Raw genomic sequence first — 21,106 nt, 5'->3', positions numbered from 1 at the left:
AGGTCGTATGACTTCTGATTCGGCAACGGGTTATGCGTGCGGTCGCCCCAAGCGCCCAAGAAATGACCGATACAAACGGAACAGAAACAGAAATGCCCGTCGTATGGATTAAGCTGGCTGCGAAAACGCTTCAGTTTGAATCGCCGGTACGCCCCACCTCTTTCCCTCCCCGCATGGATCGATTCGCCTTGAAACCCAACCTGGCCATTCGTCTACGTCTGTCCCATTGCCACCTGCCAGCGACGTGCCAGCGCCGCCTTTGGCTCGGCCCGATCGCCATGCTGCTGATCGTCGCATCGGTCGGATGCCAACCGTCGGGCGATGACACCGCCGGCGCGGAATCGAAACGCAGCGACGCACCCGTCGCCGTGCAATTGGTCTCCGTTCAGCAGGCGACGACCCGACAAACCAGTCGCCAACCGGCCACGGTGCATCCGTTCTATGAAGCCGCCCTGCGTCCTCGGGTGCAAGGATTTGTTCGCGAAGTCCGATCGGACATCGGCGACGTGGTCAAAGCGGGTGACGTGTTGATCGTTTTAGACGTGCCGGATTTGGAACAAGACCGCGAAGCCCAGCGTGCCAGGATCGCGCGGTTGGAGGCCGAAGTCCAACGTGCCAATGCCGGTGCCGAATTGGCTCGGGCCGTCGTCCAGTCCGCCGAAGCCAACGTGGCGGCCGCCCAAAGTGAGATGGCCGGCGCCGAAGCCGAATTGGTAGCCGCCGAATCGGAATTTGCCCGCACGCAAGATTTGGTGTCACGCCAATCGCTGCAGCAACGCATGCTGGACGAAGCACTCCAGCGGCGTGACAGCCGACGCGCCGCATTGGACGCGATCCGTTCGTCGGTCAACGCGGCACAAGCCGAGGTCACCGTGGCTCAGGCCAAGTTGACGGCCGCGGCAGCTGATGTCGATGCGGCGAAGGCCGACGTCGATGTCGCGCTGCGTCAATTGGACCGGATCGAAGTCATGCTGAACTTTGCAACGATCAAAGCCCCCTTTGACGGCATCATCACCCAGCGGAACGTCGCCCCGGGTGACCTGGTCGATGCGATCGCGGGCCCCCCGTTGCTGCGAATCAGCCAAGTCGACCGCGTGCGAGTTCACGTGCCGGTTCCCGAATCGGATGCCGCTCATGTCAACGCGGGCGATGCCATCGAAGTCGCGTTTCCTTTCTTTCCCGACGAGTCACCGATGCAGGGTACCGTCACTCGCGTCGCCGGCGAACTGGACCCATCGACCCGCACGATGGTGGTCGAAGCGGTGCTGGACAACGCCGACGGAAAGCTGGTGCCGGGGATGTTCGGCCAAGCGACGATAGAATTGGCGGTGCATGAAAACGTCGCCACGTTACCCGCCCGTGCGATCCGGTTTGACGAAAGCGGCGACGCCTATGTTTACGTCGTCAACGATCAAACCGTGTCGGTCCAGAACATCCAAACCGGCAACGACGACGGATCGACGATTGAGGTCCTTTCGAATTTACCCGCCGGGACGAACGTGATCGACGCGCATCTGCAGCGATTCACCGATGGCCAACAGGTCGCGGTCTTGGCTCCCTGATTTTGCCCGCTTTGTTTTTGCACCGCTCCCACCTTCACGCGTGATTCTCGCCAGCGTCGAATTCGTTTGAACGTTTCTTCGTCGCCACCACGCGTCACCGCTTTCGGAAACAAGTTTCGCAATGGGTCTGATCCGATTTTCGCTTCGTAACCCTTACGCCGTTTTGGCGTCGGCCATCGCATTGTGCGTTTTGGGCGCCGCGGTGATTCCGCGGACCACGATTGACATTTTGCCGGACTTCAAAGAGCCGGTCGTGGTCAGCTTTTTCAGCTATCCGGGGCTGCCGACGCTGGACATGGAAAAGTCGGTGACCAGCCGTGTCGAGCGTGCGTTGACCCTGGCCGGCAAGATCGAACACCAAGAATCGCGAACCGTCCCCGGTGCGGCGGTGATCAAAGTCTTCTTTCAACCCGGTGCCGATCCCAGTTCGGCGATGAACGACATCGTCAATCTAGAAGCCAGCGACATGTTCCACTTGCCGCCGGGGATCGAATGGCCGTTCACCCTGCGCAGTGAACCGGCCAACTTGCCTGTTGTTTTGGCGGCCATCAGCGGCGAAGGGCTGAGCGAATCAGAGCTGTACCAGATTGGTTACTACGCGGTGCGAAACAAGATGGGCGGCTTAAAAGGCGTCCAGATTCCGCACCCCTTCGGCGGCAAATTTCGCCAGATGATGGTCTATGTGGATCCACAAAAACTGCAGGCCTTCAACATCGCGGCAACCGACATCGTCGAAGCCTTGCGCAACAGCAACCTGGTCCTGGCGTCTGGATCGGCGCGGATGGGCGGCATCGACTATCAGATCCATCCGCGAAACACGTTGCCCGACACTGATGAAATCGCGGGCATCCCGATCACCGTTCGTGAAGGTCGCCCGGTGTTCATCCGCGACGTCGCCGAAGTCGTTGACGACGCGGCGCTGCAATACAACATCGTCCGGGTTAACGGAAAGCGAAGCGTGTATTGCCCGTTGTTGCGTGAACCGGGCGAAAACACCATCGCGGTGGTGGACCGAATTCGCGAAGGCTTGGCGGAGGAAATCCCAAACATGAAGGAGCGGGGCGACATCCCCGAAGCCACCGAGGTCACGCTGGTCAGTGACCAGTCGGGTTACATCCGCGACGCGATGAAGAACCTGTTCAACCAAGTCGCACTGGGTGCGTTGCTGGTGGCCGTTGTGGTCGTCGTCTTTCTGCGTCGCTTGTTGCCGACACTGGTCATCGTGGCCACGATCTTGCTTGCACTTCTGATCGGTGGACTCGGATTCGCCTTTACCGGTCAAACGATCAACGTCATGACGCTGGGCGGATTGGCGTTGGCAATCGGCACCGTGGTCGACGCGGGAATCGTGGTCGTTGAAAACATTTTGCGTCACATGAAGATGGGCAAATCGTCCATCGATGCGGCGCGTGACGGGACCGCGGAGGTCAGCGGTGCAATTCTGGCGGGCACGATCACGACCCTGGCCGTCTTCCTGCCGGCAGTGTTTTTGACCGGGATGATCAAGTACTTGTTCGCCCCGCTGTCACTGGCCGCCACGTTCACCATCGGTGCGTCTTACATCTTGGCTCTGACGGTGGTGCCGGCGTTCTGCGCCACCTTTGTGCGTTCCAAATTCCAAAGCGATTCGGATCCAAGCGAGCCGACGGACAATGCTTACAGTCGTCTGTTGCGTGGCCTGATCAAAGCACCGGGGTTGGTCGCTCTGGTAATCATCCTTGGCGTGGGTGCCTCGTTCGCGCTGTGGCCGGCGATCGGGACCGAGCTTTTCCCCAACGTCGACGAGGGCACGTTTGAAATTCGCATCAAGACGTTGCCCGGAACGGAGTTGTTGGAAACCGAATCTCTGGTCGCCGACATCGAAGACACGATCCGGTCGGTCATTCCGGAATCGGAGATCGACGCCCTGATTTCCAACATCGGGTTGCCGGTGGGCAAGGGTGCCGGTTTCAGCACGGTGTTGAGTTCCAACAGCGGTCCAGACACGGCGTATGTGATCGTCAATTTGACACGCAGCGGTCGCAGCGCCAGTACCGACCATTACATCCGCCAACTGCGAACTAAGTTGGCCGATGATTACCCGATGCAGCAGTTCATGTTCGTCGGCGGCGGGATCGTCAACATGGCGCTGAATCGTGGGGTGCCAAGCCCGATCAACATCCAGTGTGGCGCCGGGACACCGCAAAAGTGCCGCGAGGTGGCGGAAAGAGTCGTCGCGAAAGTCCGTGACATTCCCGGTACCGTCGACGTCCAAATCGCTCAGTCCTTGGACTATCCCCAATTCGATATCCAAGTCGATCGGACGCGGGCGAAGTTCCTGGGCGTCGATCAGAAACAGGTCGCTGAAACGATCTTGACCGCGTTGGGCAGCAGCGTTGGCTATGCACCCACGATCTGGATCGACCCCAAGTCGGGCGTCGACTTCTTCATGGGTGTTCAGTATGCCGACAACCAATTCGATTCGCTGGACGAGATTCACAGCATGCCGATTTCGTTGGACACGGCCGACGGCGCGGTGACGATCCCGTTGTCGAACATCGCCACGGTCCGCCGCGTGAACATTCCCGCAGAAATCAAGCACTACAACATTGCTCGGGTGAACGACGTCTATGTCAACGTTTCGGGACGTGACGTCGGTTCGGTCGCCGCCGACGTACAACGTGTCATCGACGAAATGGAATTTGAAAGTGGTACGTCGGCAACGATCCAAGGTCCGGTACAGACGATGTACAGCGGCATGGAAATGCTGGGCTGGGGATTGTTGGTCGCGATCGTGTTGGTCTACCTGGTGCTGATGGCACAGTTTCGGTCGTTCATCGACCCGCTGTTGATCGTGCTGGCAGTTCCACTTGGGATCGGCGGTGTCATCGTGACGCTGTGGGCGACCGGAACGACGATGAACATTCAATCGCTGATGGGCACGCTGATGATGGTCGGCGTGGTCGTGAACAATTCGATCCTGTTGGTCGAATTTGCCAACCAACGTCGCGCCGATGGCAAATCGGCAGCCGACGCGGCGATCGAAGCTGCTCGCGTCCGTTTACGTCCGATCCTGATGACCAGTTTGACGTTGGTCGCATCGATGTTGCCCTTGTCATTTGCTTTGACGCCGGGCAACGAAGCGATGATCCCCCTGGCCCGTGCGGTGGTCGGCGGGATGGTCGCGTCAACGGTCCTGACGCTCATCCTGGTGCCATGTGTCTACACGCTGTTGCACCGGAGAAACGATTCGGCGGCGACGGTTTGATGCACACGTAGGTCATGCTGTGCATGACGGTGTGGGCGATCCGACAGGGATTGTGTCATGCACAGCATGACCTACGGTTCGCCGGCTTCACGAATCCTACTGACGGTTTCGGGCGTCTGATTTCTCTCTTTGGTGAAACAGCCCCAGTGGTCGGGATACACGCCCTGCTTGACCCAACGATGGAAACTGGTGTGCGGCCAGTCTTTGGCACACTTGACGTACCCGTGCTTCACCGGGTTCCAGTGAACGTAGTCGAAATGGCTTTGAAAATCCATCTCGCCTTCAATGGTGTGTTCCCAGAACCGAGGCTGCCAAACGCCTCGTCGTCGTTGACGCTGCTTCCCCGTGGATACCTGTTGGTCCGATCCACCGGCGACTAGCCAACGTTTGGTTAACTCCTTCTTGATCCACCCCAGGCGCTTTGAATACTGGTCATCGCCGGGCGGAAGCGACCAGATCGAATGCCAGTGGTCCGGCAACAACACGATGGCGATGGCATCGACCGGCCAACGACTGGCACATTGCCGCAAAACGTTGCCCAAAAGAGTCACTGCCGTCGGATCCGCAAACGTTGGCTGTCGCTGATATGTGACGACCGTGAAAAAGTACGTGCCCCCGGTGACGAAGGCCCTGCGGTATTCAGGCATCATTCCCGATTGAGTCGGCGGATAAAGACCGGGCCGGGCGCGGCTTACGGATCTGTCATGCTACTGACTACGGATCTATCGATCTTCATGCACAGCATGACCTATAGATCAACCTATCGTCATGCACAGCATGACCTACGGGGTGATCAATGGGGCGGCGGGGTACTTGGCGATCAGCCGCAGGGTTTGATCCATCTGCTCGGGTGTTTCGGCGCCGACGGTCATCGTGTCCAGCAGCCCGTTAGACTGGGCGAACCGGATGCATTCGTCGGCTTTATCGGCCAGCGTGCCTTCGCCATAGATCTTCATCCCGATGATCGCTTTGCCGTTCTTGCGGGCCTCGGTCAGCACGGACACAACGTCATCGACTTTGCCATCCATCTTGGCGCCGTGCGGGTTGATGCGAGCCAAGATGACGTCGACCCAATCGGACTGACTGGCGATCTTGAGGGCTTCCAAGTTGTGACAGGAAACGCCGACCGCGCGTAGCTTGCCCGACTTCTTCGCTTCGTCAAACGCTTCCATGTACGGTTGCAACTGTTCGGACCAATCCGGCGTGGTCATGCAGTGCAGCAACAAGATGTCCAAGTGGTCGGTGGCGATTTCGTGACAGAATCGTTCGATCGTCGTCTTGGCGGCCTGCTTGCGATGCGACGGCGCGATCTTTTCAAAGGGACCGTCATAACGAGTCCACAGTTTGGAAAGGACCGTGACTTTATCGCGTGGGATCGTCCGCAGGGCTTCGCGGAAATAAACGTGCGAACCGTACAGATCGGCCAAGTCAAAGAAGGTCACGCCGCGATCATAAGCGTGGTTCAGCAGCGCGACCAATTTTTCGAAGCCTTGCCGGGTGTGGTCCGATTGTCGATTGCCACCGTGCATCCCCGTTCCCTGGCCAACACGAGACATGGTGATGCCCGTGTTACCGAGCTGGATCTGTGGCGGCGGGGGCACATCGTCGTCGATCGGAGCGGACGGCGACTCCGATTCGGCGCCGATCGCGGCACCGGCGTGCATGGTGCCAGCCGACAAAGCGGCGGTGGCGGTCAACAGGGAACGCCGGCTGCATCGGTCAGACGGATTCGTGTTGGATTGTCGGGAGTCGGATTCGGTCGGAAGATTCCGCTGGGACATCGATTCGATCCCTTTAGCAATGGGGGCGCACACGGGACACATTTGCCGGGGCAGGCCGCGTCGGCCCGTGCCCGGAACACAACGGTGGCGCTACTTTGCCACCGAATCCAGTGTAGGCGTCCGGGGCCGGTGATGCACGAACGGGCGACCGAATCGATCGGCGTTTACAGCACCGCCGCGACCTTTTCGCACAACCAGTCGATGCGGTCTTCGGCCATCCCGGCGACATTGATGCGACCGCTTCCGACCAGATAGATGCCGTGTTCGGAACGCAGTTGGTCGACCTGCATGGGCGACAGGCCGCTGAAGCTGAACATGCCTTTTTGCGAAAGCAGGAACGAATAATCGCGATCCGGCGCGACTTCTTGCATCCCTTTGACGAACGATTCGCGAAGCCGATGAATCCGTTGCCGCATTTCCATCAATTCCGACTTCCAGGTCCGGCGTAACGCTTCGTCGCCCAGGATCGTCGCCACAATCGACGCACCATGGCGTGGCGGATTGCTGTAGTTGCATCGCACCAGCCGTTTGATTTGGCTGACCGATGCGGACGCTGCGGCCTGGTCGGCGGCCATCATCACGACCGCGCCGGTACGTTCACTGTACAGCCCAAAGTTCTTGCTGAAGGAACTGCACACCAAACATTCCGGAACGTGTCGCAGCATCGTGTGCAGCCCCACGCTGTCTTCGGCCAATCCGTCACCGAAACCTTGATAGGCAAAGTCGATCAGGGGGAAAAGTTTCAGCTCGGTGATCCGCGCGGCGATCTGTTCCCATTGCTGGGCGTCCGGGTCGACACCCGATGGATTATGACAACACGCGTGCAGCAGAATCACGTCGCCCGGTCGCGCGTTTGCCGACAGGTCGTCCAGCATCCCGGTCAAGTCCAGCGACGTCTTGTCCGCTGACAGGTAGCGATACGACACGGCTTCCAAACCAGCGGCGTTCATGATCGCACCGTGGTTGGCCCAAGTCGGCGTGGGCAAAAAGACACGCGGCCGGGCAAACTGGTCGGCCAGAAACTCGGCCGACACACGCAGCGCGCCGGTGCCACCGGGTGCCTGAACGACGGCGGCCCGTTCGTTGGGAACTTTGCCGTCAAAGACCATATCGCGGACCGCGTCGCGATAGTCGGCCATGCCATCGATCGGCAGATAGCCTTTGGTCTTTTCGCCTTCGATCAAGATCTGCTCGGCCTGTTTGACCGCCCGCATGATCGGGGTGATCCCGCTGTCGTCTTTGTAGACACCGACCGTCAAATTCATCTTGTCCGAACGAGGGTCGGCCAAGAAGGATTCGGTCAAACCCAGGATCGCGTCGGGCGGTGCGGGTTGGACGGAGCTGAGCTGCAGCGGTGCGGCGGCGGGTTCGGACATTGCGGTGCGGATGCCTGAATAAAAGATCGATGGAAAGCGACGGACGTGGACGGTTTCGGCCGAATCGTCGACGTGAAAGAAAGACGTATCAGCGGTCAGCGATCCGTGCGTTAGCGCCAACTTAGCTGACAGGAAACAAAACGGCTATCGCTGGTTCGTGTCGTCCACACGGGGTGCTCGGCGGACCAGTGTTGCCACCCGGTGGCGGTCGGAATCGCGGGTCAGAAAGGGTCTCGGATCATGCGCCGACGATATCGGCCGCCTTGTAAACCACGTCCGCTTTTTTGAAGCCCAGCTTTTCATACAACCGGACGGCCGCCGCGTTATCGGTGGTGACTTCCAAGTGCATGCGGCGGATGCCTGTGACGGCGAACCCGGCAGCCGCTTTCAGCAGCAACAAACTGCCCAGACCTTTGCCGCGGTGATCCCCGACGACGCCCAGGTTTTGGACCGCGCCCCAGCCGTCGACCGACAACCCTTGGATCGTGCCCACCGGGCTTTGAAGTCCGCTGGCCGGATCGCGGTGCCGCAACAACCAGGTCGCCTCTGGGACGAAAGCCGCGCGGCTGACGATTTCACGCATCAGACGCAAACAACCGTCTTGCCGTGACAGACACGGAAACACGTCCGCGTCCAGCTCGCTGCGAAAACTGTCGAACTTGGCGGTCGCATGTTCGCGGACCAGGGCATCGCTGTAAGGAACCAGTTCGTATCCGAACGGCAGTGGCGGCGATTCGGGCACGCCGGCGGCCAGATCGAATTCCATTCGGAATCGTCGAAAGTAGGTGATGCCCATGGGTGTCATCGTTCGGCGATGGATGGAAACGGTCGCCCACGCAGACGCCGTCGAATGCCACGATCGATCGTACCACGCGGCGTGCCCAATGGCATTCAAAACGTCGGGATTCCGGTGCGGATTGATCGCTTCGATCCGTCCGACGGAGGGACTGGTCGATTTGTAGGGTCTACTTAGACTTTTCCTAGACCATCGAACGACACCACCAGAGCACCGGTGGACGCCCGGCCGACCGACCGACGCCCACTCTACTACGACGAACCGCACCGAAGATCTTGGACGCCGCCGAAGACCGCCCCTATCCACCGCTGATCGATCGAGCCGTCTTTGTGGCCGGTGCGACCGCGACGGGCAAAAGCCGCATTGCCATGCGTTTGGCCCGGCAGGTGGGCGGTGAAATCTTGTCGCTGGATTCCATCGCGGTCTATCGCGGCATGGACATCGGCACGGCCAAGCCTGACGCGGACGATCAAGCCGCGCTGCCGCACCACTTGATCGATCGGGTCGATCCGGACGAAGACTACAGCGTCGCGCGGTACTTGGACGCGGCGCATCGCGTGGTCGATGACGTGCTGGGGCGCGACAGGGTGCCGATCTTTGTCGGTGGAACGCCGATGTTTTTGAAGGGCGTCTTGCGAGGCTTTGATCCGGGCCCGCCGGCGGATTGGGATTTTCGTCGCCAGGTCGAAGAAGACCTCGCGCGGCACGGCGTTGACGCGTTGCGGAATCGTCTGTGGCAAGTCGATCCGTTGTCGGCGTCTCGGATCGACGCCAACGATTCACGTCGCATGATCCGGGCGTTGGAAGTCGCCAAGCTGACCGGCCAACCGCTCAGCCATCGCCAACAGCAATTCGACACCGTGCGTGATGCCGATCAGTGTGCGGCGCTGGTCGTCCGGCGTGACCGCGCGGAAATTCACCAGCGAATCAACGCCCGCGTCGACGCGATGTTCGATGCCGGCTGGGTCGCCGAAGTCCGCCGTTTGGCACAGCGATTCCCGACTCTGTCGCGGACGGCGGCCAGCGCGGTGGGTTATCGAGAGATTCTGCAGTGGGCGGAAGACGAGAACCTGTCGGCGGACGATCCCGACGCTTGGCCGACGCGACCGCCGGAGGAAATCGTCCAACAGATCGCCGCACGCACCCGCCAAATGGCACGTCGACAGGAGACTTGGTTTCGATCGTTCACCGAGCTGACGGATCTGCCCGGCCGACAGATCGATGACGACGATCAAGCCCAACACTGGGTGGACCGAGTCGTCGATCGGATATCGGGCGGCCCGCCGTTTCAACTTGGGCAAGACAAACCGGATCGGTAATTCTGTCGGGGTCTCGGTGACCGCCGAAGCCGCGTCGTCAGCGGTCGTCTCGGTTGACAGTCCTGCGCAGCGGTCATATTCTCCGCCGTTTACTGCACTCACGGCGCAACTCGAGCCCCCCAGGGATCTTGGACGCGTCGGTGGCGGTGCAAGTAGACATCAACTTCAACTGCGTCGCGATGCGTCTTCGGCCGCATCGGACCGCTCGATTGAGACCGACCGATCATGACTGTCGATCTGGAGGCAATTGCCCGCCGCGGGCGTTGCGAAACTGCTAGTTTGCGAATCGCCCTGCCATTGTTGGAACAGGGATACACCCCGCCTTATCTGGCGCGGTACCGCCGGGATGAACTGGGGGATATCGACGAAGCGTCGCTGTGGCATCTGTCCCACGCCGTCCAGTCGGATCTTGAACTGCAGCGACGCCGCGAAGAATTGGTGCAATCGTGGAAGACCAGCGAACTGACCGATCCGGCACTGGGCAAAGCGGTTGAAAAAGCGGCCAGCAAACGATTGCTGGACCGGTTGGCTCGTCGCGTGAAATCGGAACTGGGCGAAAAAGTCGATCCTTCGACTCGCTTGGCTGCCCGGATTTTGAACCCCCGCAAAGGCGACGGTGATGACATCGCCTCGATCGCCGGCAAAGTTGACGGGATCGAAGCGGATCAAGTCGAAGCGGCCGTTGCCGGTTTGGACAACGCGCTGGCGAAACGTTTGTGTGGCGATCCGCGGGTGATCAACGCCGCCGTCCGCTGGCTGACCAAAAACTCTCGCATTCATATCTCCCAAGTCCACGACCCTCACGGCGGCGACGAGCCGGAAGAAAAGAAGAAGGGGCGAAAGGGCAGGGAACAAAAGGACCCGAAGCAGACGGATAGCCAGGTCACGGGTGAGCAGGTTGCCGCGGAGCAGGTGGCAGGTGAACAGGTGGCAGGTGAACAGGTTGCGGGCGAACAGGTCGCTGTGACCCCAGCGACGGAAAGCCCAGCAACCGAAAGCCCTGCGACCGAAAGCCCGTCAAGCGAACCCCCGCCAACCGAACCCCCGGTCGCTGCGGAACAGGTCACCGCCGAAACGGTTGCCGCCGCTCCCGCACCGGAAACGCCCACGTCCGAACCCGCAGCCCCGTCACCCGTCGACCCGTCACCTTCCGACCCGGTTTCTGCCGACCCGGTTTCTGCCGACCCGGTTTCTGCCGACCCGGTTTCTGCCGACCCGTCACCTGCTGACCCGGTTTCTGCCGACCCGTCACCCGTCGCCCCGTCACCTGCCCCCCCCAAACACCCACAAAACAAGCCGGCTTCGCCCGAGGTCACCGACCCGACGCCGGTTCCGGTGACGAAAAAGACGAAGAAGGTTTCGCCGCGTCAGCGCCGCCGACGTTGGTTGGTGGGTGTGCTGAAGCCCTTGCAGGGCAAACGACTGCCGCCGTCGAAGCTCAGTTCGTTCCAGATCGTGATGTTGGCTCGTGCCTTGCGCAGCCAAGTCGCCGTGTGCTCGTTCGAGTACGACGCGAAAAAACTGGTGGACGAAATTCAGCGCTCGGCAATGGGGCTGAATCGCCAACTGGAAGCCAAGCTGCGTGAGACAGTTCTGATCCACGAAGCCAACATCCGCGAAGCGGCCGAGTCCGCTTGGTGGGATGAATTGCAGGAACAAGCTTCCGCTCGTCTGGTCGGGATCGCCGCCGACAACCTGCGTCGCAGCGTCAACCGCGGCGGCGTGGATGCCAAAGTCGTGATGTCGATCGATGCGGTCGGACCTCGCACCGCGGCCACCGCGATCGTTTCCAGCGACGGACGTGTGCTGCATCACGAAGACATCCCGTGCCAGTTGTCCAAATCGCTGCGGTCGCAAGCCGTCCTGAAGATGGGCGAACTGATCCACACTTACGGCGTCGACCTGATCGTGGTCAGCAATGGTCCGGCCCGCCGTGCCAGTCTGGCCGCCATCGGTGACTTGATCGAACAATCGCCGGAACAGTCGATCCGCTGGACATTGGCCGATCGCAACGGCGCCGACGCTTACGCCAGCGGTCCGGTGGCCGATCAAGAAATGAAGGCGACCCCGCGGCGTTTCCGTGCCGCATCGTGGATCGCTTTCTCGGTCGTCACCCCGGCGCAAGCGCTGGCCAAGGTCGATCCGCTGAAACTGCGGTTGGGTTCGTTCCAGCGTGAACTGTCCGATGACACCCTGTCGGGCGCCCTGCGTGACGTGATGATCAGCGGTGCGTCGCGTGGCGGGATCGATGCCAACGGCGCGCCGGTGACTTGGCTCAGCCGACTGCCCGGTATGAACGAAGCGATCGCCAAGGCCATCGATCAACGTCGACGCGAAAAACTGTTCGGATCACGCACCGAATTGACCGAACTGGACGTCTGGGATTCGCTGGTCAGCAGCCGCCAAGCGCTGCCGTTTTTGCGTGTCTTCGGCAGTCCCCAGCCTCTGGACGGAACGATGATCCATCCGGACGACTATGGCCTGGCTGAAAAGCTGGCCAAGGCGTTGGAACTGGAACTGCCGCCCGCCGAGCCGCCGGGATACACCGCCCCGTCGTTCGACGATGAGCCCTCGGAACAGCCGGTCGAGCCCGTGGAGACGCCGGTCGCCGACGACAGTTTGAAAGTCGAGACGTTCGAAACCGTCCCGGACGAAAAAACGGAAAACTTTGCGGCCAAGATCGAATCGGAATCCGACGCTGCACCGGAAGCCGAAGCCACCGGCGAGTCCGAGCCCACGGCCGATGCCGATTCGCCCGCCGAAGCCGCGGACACCCCAGCAGACCCCGACGCGGCGTCCGAATCAGCACCCGAAGCCAGCGCCGACGCGGAAGCCAGCGACGCCCCACCGCCCGAAGCCAGCGCCGATGCCGGCGACGACGCCACCGCCGAAACTTCGGCCGATGCAGACGCGACGCCCGAATCCGATGCCAAGCCCGACGCGGAATCCGACAGTGCGGCCGATGCACAACCAGCCACACCGTTCCGGCAAGCGTTGCCCGAGCCCGCCAAGGTCGACAAGTGTGTCAAGGAATGGCAGGTCGGACGTCACCGTTCGCACCAGATCGTTCATTGGCTGTGCGACCCGTTCGGCGACAGCGACCCCAGCGGTGTCAGCCCGGCCGTATTGAACACGATGCCGTCGCTGAAATCGCTGAAGGAAGGCGACGAAGTGATCGGCGTGGTCGTCGGTGTCATGCCGTTCGGCGTGTTCGTCGAACTGGCCCCCGACTGCAGCGGTCTGATCCACGTCAGCCGCATCAGCGAAGGCTTCGTCGAAGACTTGCACGAAGCGGTTCAGGTCGGCGACGTCATCACCGGCTGGGTGACCGGCATCGACGAAAAACGTCGACGTGTCGCTTTGAGCGCCATCAGCCCCCAACGGGTCATCGAACTGGACCAAGAGCGCCAACAACAACATGGTCGCCGTGATGACCGTGGCCCGCGCGGCGGTGGCGGCGGCGGACAACGACGCGGTGGCGGCCAAGCCGGTGGACAAAAGGGCGGCGGCAATCGCGGTGGATCCGAACGCGGCCGTGGCGGTGACAACCGCGGCGGTGGCGGCGGCCGTTCGTCCGACAATCGTGGCGGTGGCCGCGGACGGGGCGGCGGTCGGCCGGGTGGACGCGATCGCGGTCGTTCTCGTGACCGCAAACCCGAGGTCTATCGCGTCACCAGCAGCGAACCGGAAAAGGCACCGATCACCGATGCGATGAAGCAGGGTGCCGAACCGCTGCGGTCCTTTGGTGACCTGATGCAGTTCTATCAAAAGGACACGCCCGAACCGCCCAAGCCGGAGGTCAAACCGGACGCCCCGGCCCCGGCGGCCCCTGAAGCGGTCGCATCCGATGCCGCTGCCACCACGCAGCCGCCCTCTGATTCGCAGGCACCGGCTGATTCGCAGCCGCCCGCTGCTTCCAGCGAACGAGTCGATCCGCCGGCCGCCGATCCGGCGCCGCCCGCGAATCAACCGCCCGGCGATGACGCCGCCACCGAAAAAGCCACTTCGCCGGCCGCCACGACGGACCCGACCAGCCCCAACAACCCTTCGGATTCGTCGTCGGCATGAGCAGTGGAGATTTTCGATCACGATTGGAATCGGCCATCCAACGTGGCCAGAAACGGGCACAGTCCGCGGCCGATCGGCAACGCAAGAAAGAACTCAGCGAAGACGAACTGCGGCGTCTGCACACCAGTTATCGGCTGAACCTGTCCGACCGGATCGAGCGTGCCGTCACCGGTGTGGCCGACCACTTTCCCGGCTTTCGCCAGGAATCGCTGTTCGGTGAAAACGGCTGGGGCACCGCCTGTTACCGAGACGACTTGAAGATCGACGGTGGCCGGCGGACCAATCTGTACAGCCGCCTGGAGATTGTCATCCGCCCCTTCAGCGACGCCAAAGTCCTGGACATGAAAGCCAAAGGAACGGTGGGCAATCGGGAAATCTTCAATCGCAGTTTCTTTGCCGACTTGGTGGACGTCGACGAAGACGAATTCGCCCAGCTGATCGACACCTGGGCAATCGAATTCGCCGAACTGTACGCAAGCAACAGCTGAACCAAGGCCGTGGACGAGTCAGGTTCTCAGCGTCCCTATCAACCTGTCATCCCGCAAACCTGTCAGCCTGCAAACCCGCTCACCCTCCCGCCTTCATCTTCACGCGGCACAGTTTGTCATCGGCGGTGATGTACAACGTCCCATGGGTGTCGTCGAACGTGCAATTGCTGGTCCGGCCGCCGGTGATGATTCGGGCAATCAAGTCGCCCGACGGTTTCATCACATAGATGCCACCGGGACCGCTGCCGAAGATCAATCCGCTGGGATGCACCGCCAAACCGTCGGGCAACCCCGGGTATTCTTTCATGAACTGCGTTGCATTCATCAACACCTTGCCATCACCCAGTGTGCCGTCGTCGCCCAGGGGATAGGCCGTCCAGATCGGGCGTCCCGGATCGCTTTGTGCCACATACAACGTCTTTTGATCCGGTGACAAACCGATCCCGTTGGGCCGATCCAATTCTTTGGTCAACAGCGACAGATCGCCATCGGCGCTCAAACGGTAAACGCCACAAAAATCCAACTCGCGTCGCGGATCGTCGGCCCGCTGTGGCAATCCATAGGGCGGATCGGTAAAGAACAGATTCCCCGCTTTGTCGAACACCGCATCATTGGGGCTGTTCAGCCGCTTGCCTTCGTATCGATCGACCAGCGTCATCTTTCCGCCACGACGGGTCAACACACTGACACGTCGGTCACCGTGTTCACACATCGTCAATCGACCGTGCGGATCCAACGTCAACCCGTTGGTCCCCGGTTCCAATCCATAATAGGTGACTCCGGTGTAACCACTGGGTTGCATGAAGGTTTCCATGCCACCGCGTGCCGACCAGCGAAAGATGGTGTTGCGTGGGATGTCCGAAAACAGCAGATGCCCGCCCGCATCATCGGGCACCCAAACCGGGCCTTCGCACCAAGTCAGACCATCCGCCACGACTTCGATTTTGGCGTCGTCGGCCAACACGTTGTCGGCGGCATCGGTCAGTCTTTCGATACGTCCGATCGAACGATAGCGGTCCGAGCCATCGGCCTGGTTCGACTGTGCGTTCGACGTGACCGCGGTCAGGGCCAACAACGCCGCCAAAGTCGCGGCCGCGGGGGAAAACAAACGCTGATGCATGTTGGGATCACCGGTGGGAAGATGGGCGTCAATGGTGGGAATGGCCGGCCGGTACGATCACCGATCACGACCGCCGCTGATTGTAGTCAGGCTTCACAGGGCTCGTGTTGCGTGGCAAGTCTGGTGGTGCGATCCGGCCGATCGATTCACTGGCAACACAGGCGTCGCCAACGCGATGCGACGAAGTCGTCGGAAGAAAAACCCGCCCGCGCGATGCTTGTCACCGACTCATTGCTTGTCACCGGCGCGGCGATGCTTCAACGGCTTTAGCGTTTGTCGCCGCGGCCGGAATGTTGCGCCGTGCGAGAGCTATCCGGCGACACCCGCGGCTGTCCGTTCCGCTCGCCCGCCTTGGCCAACTCCGCACGCTTGGCCACCGTCAAAATGGTTCCCGCAAAACGCTTCTTCGTTTCCATTTCGACTTGGGGCAACCGTCGTGCGACGTCCACCATGCCGCCGGGATTGACCGCGGATGCCTGAGAAACTTGCGCGACAAATCGTGACGTCTCCATGAAGTTCACGTCCGCCGATTTTCCGATCAGCCCGGAAAACGTTCGCGCGATCAGATCGGTACCGAAGCCGTCAAACTTGATGAAGCAATCCAGCGTTCCGGTCACCGTGGTGCCGCCGCTGGAATTTTTGGCGTAGCTGCTTCGCAGCATGAACACGCCTTCGCCTCGCACCGGACTGGTCGTCAGCTTGCCGTCGTACAGGCCCGTCGCCACAAACACGTGCGTCGTCGAATCGCCGTAGACCAAATCGATCGTGCACGTCGTCCCGCTGCCGTCTTGGGCTTCCAGTTGATAGGCGCCGGTGCGACGGACGGCGACCTTGGTGATGTCCATCAGGTCCCACATGCCGACCAAGACTTCGGGGTTGCGGGTCAGGAACAAAAACATGTCCCGATCACAGGCGATCGCTTGGGTGGGCAACCGGCGATAGATCGTCGGCTTGTCGGTGATCCGCTGGATCTTCTGCGACGCTTGCGGCGTCAACCGCTGCAACGGCAATGCGGCGATCGCCTCGCGGCGTTCTCGCGACGTCAGCGTTGACAACAATCCGCCACCGGAACCGTCGTTGGCCATCACCGGCACGTCGGAACCGAGCGAAGCGGCGATCAACAAACAAACCCAAGCGGCAACGACCATGCGACGCAGCACACCGGCATTCACCGGCGCGGCACACGCGTGAAGCACGATCCGCCCGAGACGAATGCGCAACGATCGACGGTCGTTTTCGGCGTTTCGCTGGCCCGCCACTGGCGTCCCCCGCTGGAGATTCGTCCGTGGTCCACCTGCCACGGGGCGTTGCGGCGAGCCGGCTGGGTGCCCAGTACAACGCATGGTGTTCTTCTTCGGTCGGGTTATGCCGCGAAGTTCAATCAAAGGGGTCGCGACGACCAAATCGGGGTCGGCACCATCGACCCGTTTCCGGCCCCATTCGCGTCAATTGGCCCCCCTCCCGCATCCAAACGGATTGGCGGATAATTCCGCCGACGCACACTCGCGGGGCCGACCCCCGACCGTTTCACACCCACTTGTTTCACAAAGCTAGCGATGGCCAAGAAAACCATTGATCAGATCGACGTTGCCGGAAAAAAAGTCCTGATGCGTGTCGATTTCAACGTGCCTTTGGACGACCAACAATCGATCACCGACGACCGTCGCATCCGCATGGCTCTGCCCAGCATTAAAAGCGTCGTCGATCGCGGCGGCCGGCTGATCCTGATGAGCCACCTGGGACGCCCCAAAGGTGACGCGGGCGACAGCAAGTTCAGCCTGGCACCGGCCGCCAAACGCCTGGGTGAACTGTTGGGCAGCAACGTCGCCTTTGCCTCCGACACCGTCGGCGACGACGCCAAGGCCAAAGTCGATGCGATGGGCGACGGCGATGTCGTCGTCTTGGAAAACCTGCGATTCAACGCCGGCGAAAAAGGCGGCGATGCGGACTTTGCCGGTGAACTGGCCGCAATGGCCGACGCCTACTGCAACGACGCGTTTGGCACCTGCCACCGCAAAGACGCCTCGATGGTCGCCGTCCCCGAAGCCATGGCGGGCAAGCCCCGCGTCGTGGGCCACTTGGTCGCCAAAGAAATCCAGTACCTTTCCGACGCCATCGGCGATCCTGGTCGACCGTTCGTCGCCATCTTGGGCGGCGCCAAGGTCAGCGACAAAATCAATGTCATCAACAACCTGTTGGGCATCTGCGACGCCGTGCTGATCGGCGGTGCGATGGCCTACACCTTCAGCCTGGCCGAAGACGGCAAGGTCGGCGGCAGCCTGGTCGAACCCGACAAGGTCGATCTGGCCAAGGAACTGATCGCCAAGGGCGGCGACAAGTTGCACCTGCCCGTCGACACCCACTGCGGCGACGACTTCAGCGGCGACTGCAACAAAAAAGTCGTTCCGGCCGGCGAGATCCCCGAGGGCTTCGAAGGCTTGGACATCGGCCCGGAAACCGCCAAGAAATACGCCGATGTCATCAAATCGGCCAAGACCGTCGTCTGGAACGGACCGATGGGCGTGTTCGAAATGGCACCGTTTGACGAAGGCACCAAAGCGGTCGCCCAAGCCGTTGCCGACAGCGACAGCGTCAGCATCATCGGCGGCGGCGACAGTGCTGCGGCCGTCGAACAACTGGGCTTCAGCGACAAGGTCAGCCACGTCAGCACCGGCGGCGGCGCCAGCCTGGCCATGTTGGAAGGCAAGGCTTTCGCAGCGGTCGACCTGCTGGACGAAGCCTGATCGGCCCCACCGAAACGTCGATCGTCCAATTGCGATCTCGTTCCAAGGCCACGACGCCCACGTCGTGGCCTTTTTTCGTCCCCCTACCTGAACCAACCACCAACGCCCCCCCAACCCCGTAGCTGGATGCGCCAGCATTCAGGCCCCAAACCGTCGCTAATCTCCCACTCCCGTTTCCCCCATCGCCGTGATCGTCAGGTTCCGGGCCCCGCCACGGTCGCGGTGTTCGCACAGATAAATCCCCTGCCACGTGCCCAGGTCCGGACGACCGTCACGAATCGGCAGGGTCAACGACGCCCCCATCATCGACGCCTTCACATGGGCGGGCATGTCATCGGGCCCCTCCAGCGTGTGAACATACGGCAAGTCTTCGGGAACCATGTGATTGACCGCCGTTTCAAAGTCCACACGGACATCGGGATCGGCGTTCTCGTTGATCGTCAGCGACGCGCTGGTGTGGCGAATGAACACCTGCATCATCCCCACCCGGATCTGTGACAATTCCGGAATGGCGGCCAAAACGTCGTGCGTGATCAGGTGAAAACCGCGCCGCTTGGCCGGCAACCTGATGCGTTTTTGTACCCACATGACCCGTCCAACCCTCGTGTCCCGTGACGATTTTCGCCAAGGACGAAAAAAATCCTGGCTTTTCCTATGGTAATTTCCACGCCGCAACCTATCACGGTGCCCGTCGACACGTCAGATCCGGTTGACAGCCGGGACCGCATTGCGGCGAACCACTGCAACGGGCATTTCAGCATTGAGTTCGAGCGTAGGGGAAAATTCCCACACTTGAAGGGCCATTTTTCGGCATAACGCAACAGCCATCCGCATCGGGCGTTGGTTTCTTCCCGAGCGACAAAGTTTATCTGGCCGCCAATGGTGGCTCGGTCCGCTGTGTTTGCGTCTTCACTCTTCACGGAATTTTCTTGACTGTCCCCCGTTGACGTCAATAATCACGGCGTCCAACCAATCAAACCGACGCCCGAGAAACCAGGAATCAAGGCGTCGCCGACTTTCTCTCGACTTCGCCGCATCGCCACGGAAAAGAGCCCGCGGTCGAAGCCCCAAAGGAAGATTTGTTCCAACGCTTATGAGCCACTGCAAAAACGTTTTCGAAGCCATCCTTCGCTACGGTCACGATGAAGACTTCGTCCCCCACAAGGATGACGGCTTCGAGCCCACCGATGCTCCGGCCGGAAGCCCCGAAAAAATTGAAGTTCTGCGCCGTCGCGTCGAACTCGGCCAGCCCTTGTGGCACAACACCGACCGAGTCGATTACAGCGGCCTGACCGGCGCCATCCGTCCTCGCGAGTAAGGTTTCCCCCGCTCGCGGCGATCGTCGCCCCCGTGCGTCAATCGCCACATACCAAATCGACCCAGAAAGCCCCGGAGTGCTTCAGCATTCCGGGGCTTTTTTCGTGCGCATCGCCGTGGAATGCATCGAAAAAGCCAATCCGACCGGCCAGCGGAAACATCGGTCACCCCGACAAGCCATCGGCCAGGTGACCCGATAACGCTCCTGATAGAGAGCCAACGGGCTCATCATCCCCTGTCAATCTGACAACACCGCTCAGTTTGCGCTAAACCGAATCGACAAGATCTGCCCAATCCGTCACGCGGCAACCTTGCGGTGAGCCGCAAACCTTGAATTTCCCCGACATGCCAACAATCGGGTGCAACGGTTGGTTGTGCAAAGCCTCACCATTTGCCGAATCGCTTTCAAGGGAGCGGGACGCACCGTTGGACCACCCCAAGGTCCACCATCACGTGTGATCACCCCCAACGATCACTCCCCCCACGCCTCGCCCCCAACGGAAGTGATCCGGACGGCATACCCTCACCATTGCCTTCGGAGAATCACCGATGCCCCCCACTTTATTTTTGATCGAAGCCAACGACTTCGTCCGACTCGGATTCCGATCCGCGTGCTCGCGTGACCTGGTGTCGATCGTCGGCGAAGCAAGCGGCCTTCAAGAAGCCACCCAATTGCTGACCGACCAATCCGTCGACGTCGTGCTGTTGGATGCCGACTTTCGCGACGAACAAGCGTTGGCGCAACTGCAAACGCTGATCGAAACGATCGGCGATGCCCGCGTGATCGTCTGGTCCGATCAGGTGTCGTCCCAATCCTATCCGTCGTTGTTGCGGATGGGCGTTGCCGGCCTGGTCGACAAAACGCTCAGCTTCGAACAACTGTTCTGTGCGATCACGTCGGTCGCCGAAGGCCGCTATTTCTTCTGCCACCCCCAGCACCAGTCGCTGCTCAAGCCCATGCGACCTGCCACGACGGTGGACACGGATGCCGACCGCATCGACCAGTTGTCCATTCGGGAACGCGAGGTCTTGGGATTGCTGTCCGACGGCATGACCAACAAGCAGATCGCCGAAAAGCTGTTCCTCAGTGTGAAAACGATCGAGACCTACCGGGCTCGGTTGATGAAGAAGCTGGACGTCCGATGCCGCGCGGGATTGACCACGTACGCCCGGCAACTTCAACAGACGGCCTAGCATTGCCGGCACGCCGTGGCGGGTGACGCGAATCGCCTGCCGCCGCTGCCGAAGCGTCTGGAATCTTCGACTGATCCAATCGGCAACACCCTGG

Annotated in this window: 15 protein-coding genes; 8 read left to right on the top strand and 7 right to left on the bottom strand. The window is 61.0% G+C overall.

Annotation, left to right across the window (positions count from 1 at the left end):
• Window positions 1-278 precede the first annotated feature (278 nt).
• Window positions 279-1,562, top strand: a complete 1,284-nt coding sequence (locus tag Mal65_RS08655; RefSeq protein ID WP_165701157.1) for an efflux RND transporter periplasmic adaptor subunit — start codon at window positions 279-281, stop codon at window positions 1,560-1,562.
• A 121-nt stretch (window positions 1,563-1,683) separates the two neighbouring features.
• A complete protein-coding gene (locus tag Mal65_RS08650; RefSeq protein WP_145296065.1) occupies window positions 1,684-4,809 on the top strand; it encodes an efflux RND transporter permease subunit in 3,126 nt (1,041 codons plus the stop codon).
• A gap of 71 nt (window positions 4,810-4,880) precedes the next feature.
• Here Mal65_RS08650 and Mal65_RS08645 read toward each other — a convergent pair whose 3' ends face one another.
• The 4 genes from Mal65_RS08645 to Mal65_RS08630 all read right to left on the bottom strand — a co-directional run bounded on the left by Mal65_RS08645 (window position 4,881) and on the right by Mal65_RS08630 (window position 8,762).
• A complete protein-coding gene (locus Mal65_RS08645) occupies window positions 4,881-5,456 on the bottom strand; it encodes an REP-associated tyrosine transposase (RefSeq protein ID WP_145304785.1) in 576 nt (191 codons plus the stop codon).
• 135 nt (window positions 5,457-5,591) lie between these two features.
• The gene (locus Mal65_RS08640) at window positions 5,592-6,590 is read right to left on the bottom strand and encodes an aldo/keto reductase (protein WP_165701156.1); all 999 of its coding nucleotides are present in this window, start codon (window positions 6,588-6,590) and stop codon (window positions 5,592-5,594) included.
• A 164-nt stretch (window positions 6,591-6,754) separates the two neighbouring features.
• The gene (locus Mal65_RS08635) at window positions 6,755-7,966 is read right to left on the bottom strand and encodes an amino acid aminotransferase (protein ID WP_145304784.1); all 1,212 of its coding nucleotides are present in this window, start codon (window positions 7,964-7,966) and stop codon (window positions 6,755-6,757) included.
• Window positions 7,967-8,204: 238 nt separating this feature from the next.
• Window positions 8,205-8,762, bottom strand: a complete 558-nt coding sequence (locus Mal65_RS08630) for a GNAT family N-acetyltransferase (RefSeq protein ID WP_145296059.1) — start codon at window positions 8,760-8,762, stop codon at window positions 8,205-8,207.
• A 275-nt stretch (window positions 8,763-9,037) separates the two neighbouring features.
• Here Mal65_RS08630 and miaA point away from each other — a divergent pair, with 275 nt between their 5' ends.
• The 3 genes from miaA (at window position 9,038) to Mal65_RS08615 (ending at window position 14,637) form a co-directional block, all read left to right on the top strand.
• Window positions 9,038-10,081: a tRNA (adenosine(37)-N6)-dimethylallyltransferase MiaA gene (gene miaA / locus Mal65_RS08625; RefSeq protein WP_145296054.1), complete on the top strand. Its 1,044-nt coding sequence runs from the start codon at window positions 9,038-9,040 to the stop codon at window positions 10,079-10,081.
• A gap of 225 nt (window positions 10,082-10,306) precedes the next feature.
• Entirely contained in the window at window positions 10,307-14,149 is a 3,843-nt protein-coding gene (locus Mal65_RS08620) for a S1 RNA-binding domain-containing protein (RefSeq protein ID WP_145296052.1), read from the top strand.
• Window positions 14,146-14,637 carry a hypothetical protein gene (locus Mal65_RS08615; RefSeq protein ID WP_145296048.1) on the top strand — a complete coding sequence of 164 codons (492 nt, stop codon included), beginning with the start codon at window positions 14,146-14,148 and terminating at the stop codon, window positions 14,635-14,637. The genes Mal65_RS08620 and Mal65_RS08615 overlap by 4 nt, the downstream gene beginning before the upstream one ends.
• Window positions 14,638-14,716: 79 nt before the next feature.
• Here the strand turns inward: Mal65_RS08615 and Mal65_RS08610 are convergent, their stop codons facing one another.
• Complete coding sequence (locus Mal65_RS08610) at window positions 14,717-15,757, bottom strand: SMP-30/gluconolactonase/LRE family protein (RefSeq protein ID WP_145296045.1); 1,041 nt, start codon at window positions 15,755-15,757, stop codon at window positions 14,717-14,719.
• A 266-nt stretch (window positions 15,758-16,023) separates the two neighbouring features.
• The gene (locus Mal65_RS08605; RefSeq protein ID WP_145296042.1) at window positions 16,024-16,977 is read right to left on the bottom strand and encodes a hypothetical protein; all 954 of its coding nucleotides are present in this window, start codon (window positions 16,975-16,977) and stop codon (window positions 16,024-16,026) included.
• 336 nt (window positions 16,978-17,313) lie between these two features.
• Here Mal65_RS08605 and Mal65_RS08600 point away from each other — a divergent pair, with 336 nt between their 5' ends.
• On the top strand, window positions 17,314-18,501 hold the full coding sequence (locus tag Mal65_RS08600; RefSeq protein WP_145296039.1) for a phosphoglycerate kinase: 1,188 nt from the start codon (window positions 17,314-17,316) through the stop codon (window positions 18,499-18,501).
• Between the two features lie 156 nt (window positions 18,502-18,657).
• Here Mal65_RS08600 and Mal65_RS08595 read toward each other — a convergent pair whose 3' ends face one another.
• On the bottom strand, window positions 18,658-19,089 hold the full coding sequence (locus Mal65_RS08595; RefSeq protein ID WP_145296037.1) for a secondary thiamine-phosphate synthase enzyme YjbQ: 432 nt from the start codon (window positions 19,087-19,089) through the stop codon (window positions 18,658-18,660).
• A 505-nt stretch (window positions 19,090-19,594) separates the two neighbouring features.
• Between Mal65_RS08595 and Mal65_RS08590 the strand changes: the two genes are divergently transcribed.
• Complete coding sequence (locus Mal65_RS08590; protein WP_145296034.1) at window positions 19,595-19,819, top strand: hypothetical protein; 225 nt, start codon at window positions 19,595-19,597, stop codon at window positions 19,817-19,819.
• A 548-nt stretch (window positions 19,820-20,367) separates the two neighbouring features.
• The gene (locus Mal65_RS08585) at window positions 20,368-21,012 is read left to right on the top strand and encodes a response regulator transcription factor (protein WP_145296031.1); all 645 of its coding nucleotides are present in this window, start codon (window positions 20,368-20,370) and stop codon (window positions 21,010-21,012) included.
• Window positions 21,013-21,106: the final 94 nt, after the last annotated feature.

This window comes from Crateriforma conspicua, assembly GCF_007752935.1.
Taxonomy (GTDB): domain Bacteria; phylum Planctomycetota; class Planctomycetia; order Pirellulales; family Pirellulaceae; genus Crateriforma; species Crateriforma conspicua.
Note: the sequence above shows the minus strand (reverse complement) of the source record. Positions and strands in the feature narration are given on the sequence as shown.

What these genes read in the sequence shown, in the direction of transcription:
- Mal65_RS08655 (WP_165701157.1), top strand. Translation starts at nt 279, where the DNA reads ATGCTGCTGATCGTCGCATCGGTCGGATGCCAACCGTCGGGCGATGAC.
- Mal65_RS08650 (WP_145296065.1), top strand. Translation starts at nt 1,684, where the DNA reads ATGGGTCTGATCCGATTTTCGCTTCGTAACCCTTACGCCGTTTTGGCG.
- Mal65_RS08645 (WP_145304785.1), bottom strand. Translation starts at nt 5,456, where the DNA reads ATGCCTGAATACCGCAGGGCCTTCGTCACCGGGGGCACGTACTTTTTC.
- Mal65_RS08640 (WP_165701156.1), bottom strand. Translation starts at nt 6,590, where the DNA reads ATGTCCCAGCGGAATCTTCCGACCGAATCCGACTCCCGACAATCCAAC.
- Mal65_RS08635 (WP_145304784.1), bottom strand. Translation starts at nt 7,966, where the DNA reads ATGTCCGAACCCGCCGCCGCACCGCTGCAGCTCAGCTCCGTCCAACCC.
- Mal65_RS08630 (WP_145296059.1), bottom strand. Translation starts at nt 8,762, where the DNA reads ATGGGCATCACCTACTTTCGACGATTCCGAATGGAATTCGATCTGGCC.
- Mal65_RS08620 (WP_145296052.1), top strand. Translation starts at nt 10,307, where the DNA reads ATGACTGTCGATCTGGAGGCAATTGCCCGCCGCGGGCGTTGCGAAACT.
- Mal65_RS08615 (WP_145296048.1), top strand. Translation starts at nt 14,146, where the DNA reads ATGAGCAGTGGAGATTTTCGATCACGATTGGAATCGGCCATCCAACGT.
- Mal65_RS08610 (WP_145296045.1), bottom strand. Translation starts at nt 15,757, where the DNA reads ATGCATCAGCGTTTGTTTTCCCCCGCGGCCGCGACTTTGGCGGCGTTG.
- Mal65_RS08600 (WP_145296039.1), top strand. Translation starts at nt 17,314, where the DNA reads ATGGCCAAGAAAACCATTGATCAGATCGACGTTGCCGGAAAAAAAGTC.
- Mal65_RS08595 (WP_145296037.1), bottom strand. Translation starts at nt 19,089, where the DNA reads ATGTGGGTACAAAAACGCATCAGGTTGCCGGCCAAGCGGCGCGGTTTT.
- Mal65_RS08590 (WP_145296034.1), top strand. Translation starts at nt 19,595, where the DNA reads ATGAGCCACTGCAAAAACGTTTTCGAAGCCATCCTTCGCTACGGTCAC.
- Mal65_RS08585 (WP_145296031.1), top strand. Translation starts at nt 20,368, where the DNA reads ATGCCCCCCACTTTATTTTTGATCGAAGCCAACGACTTCGTCCGACTC.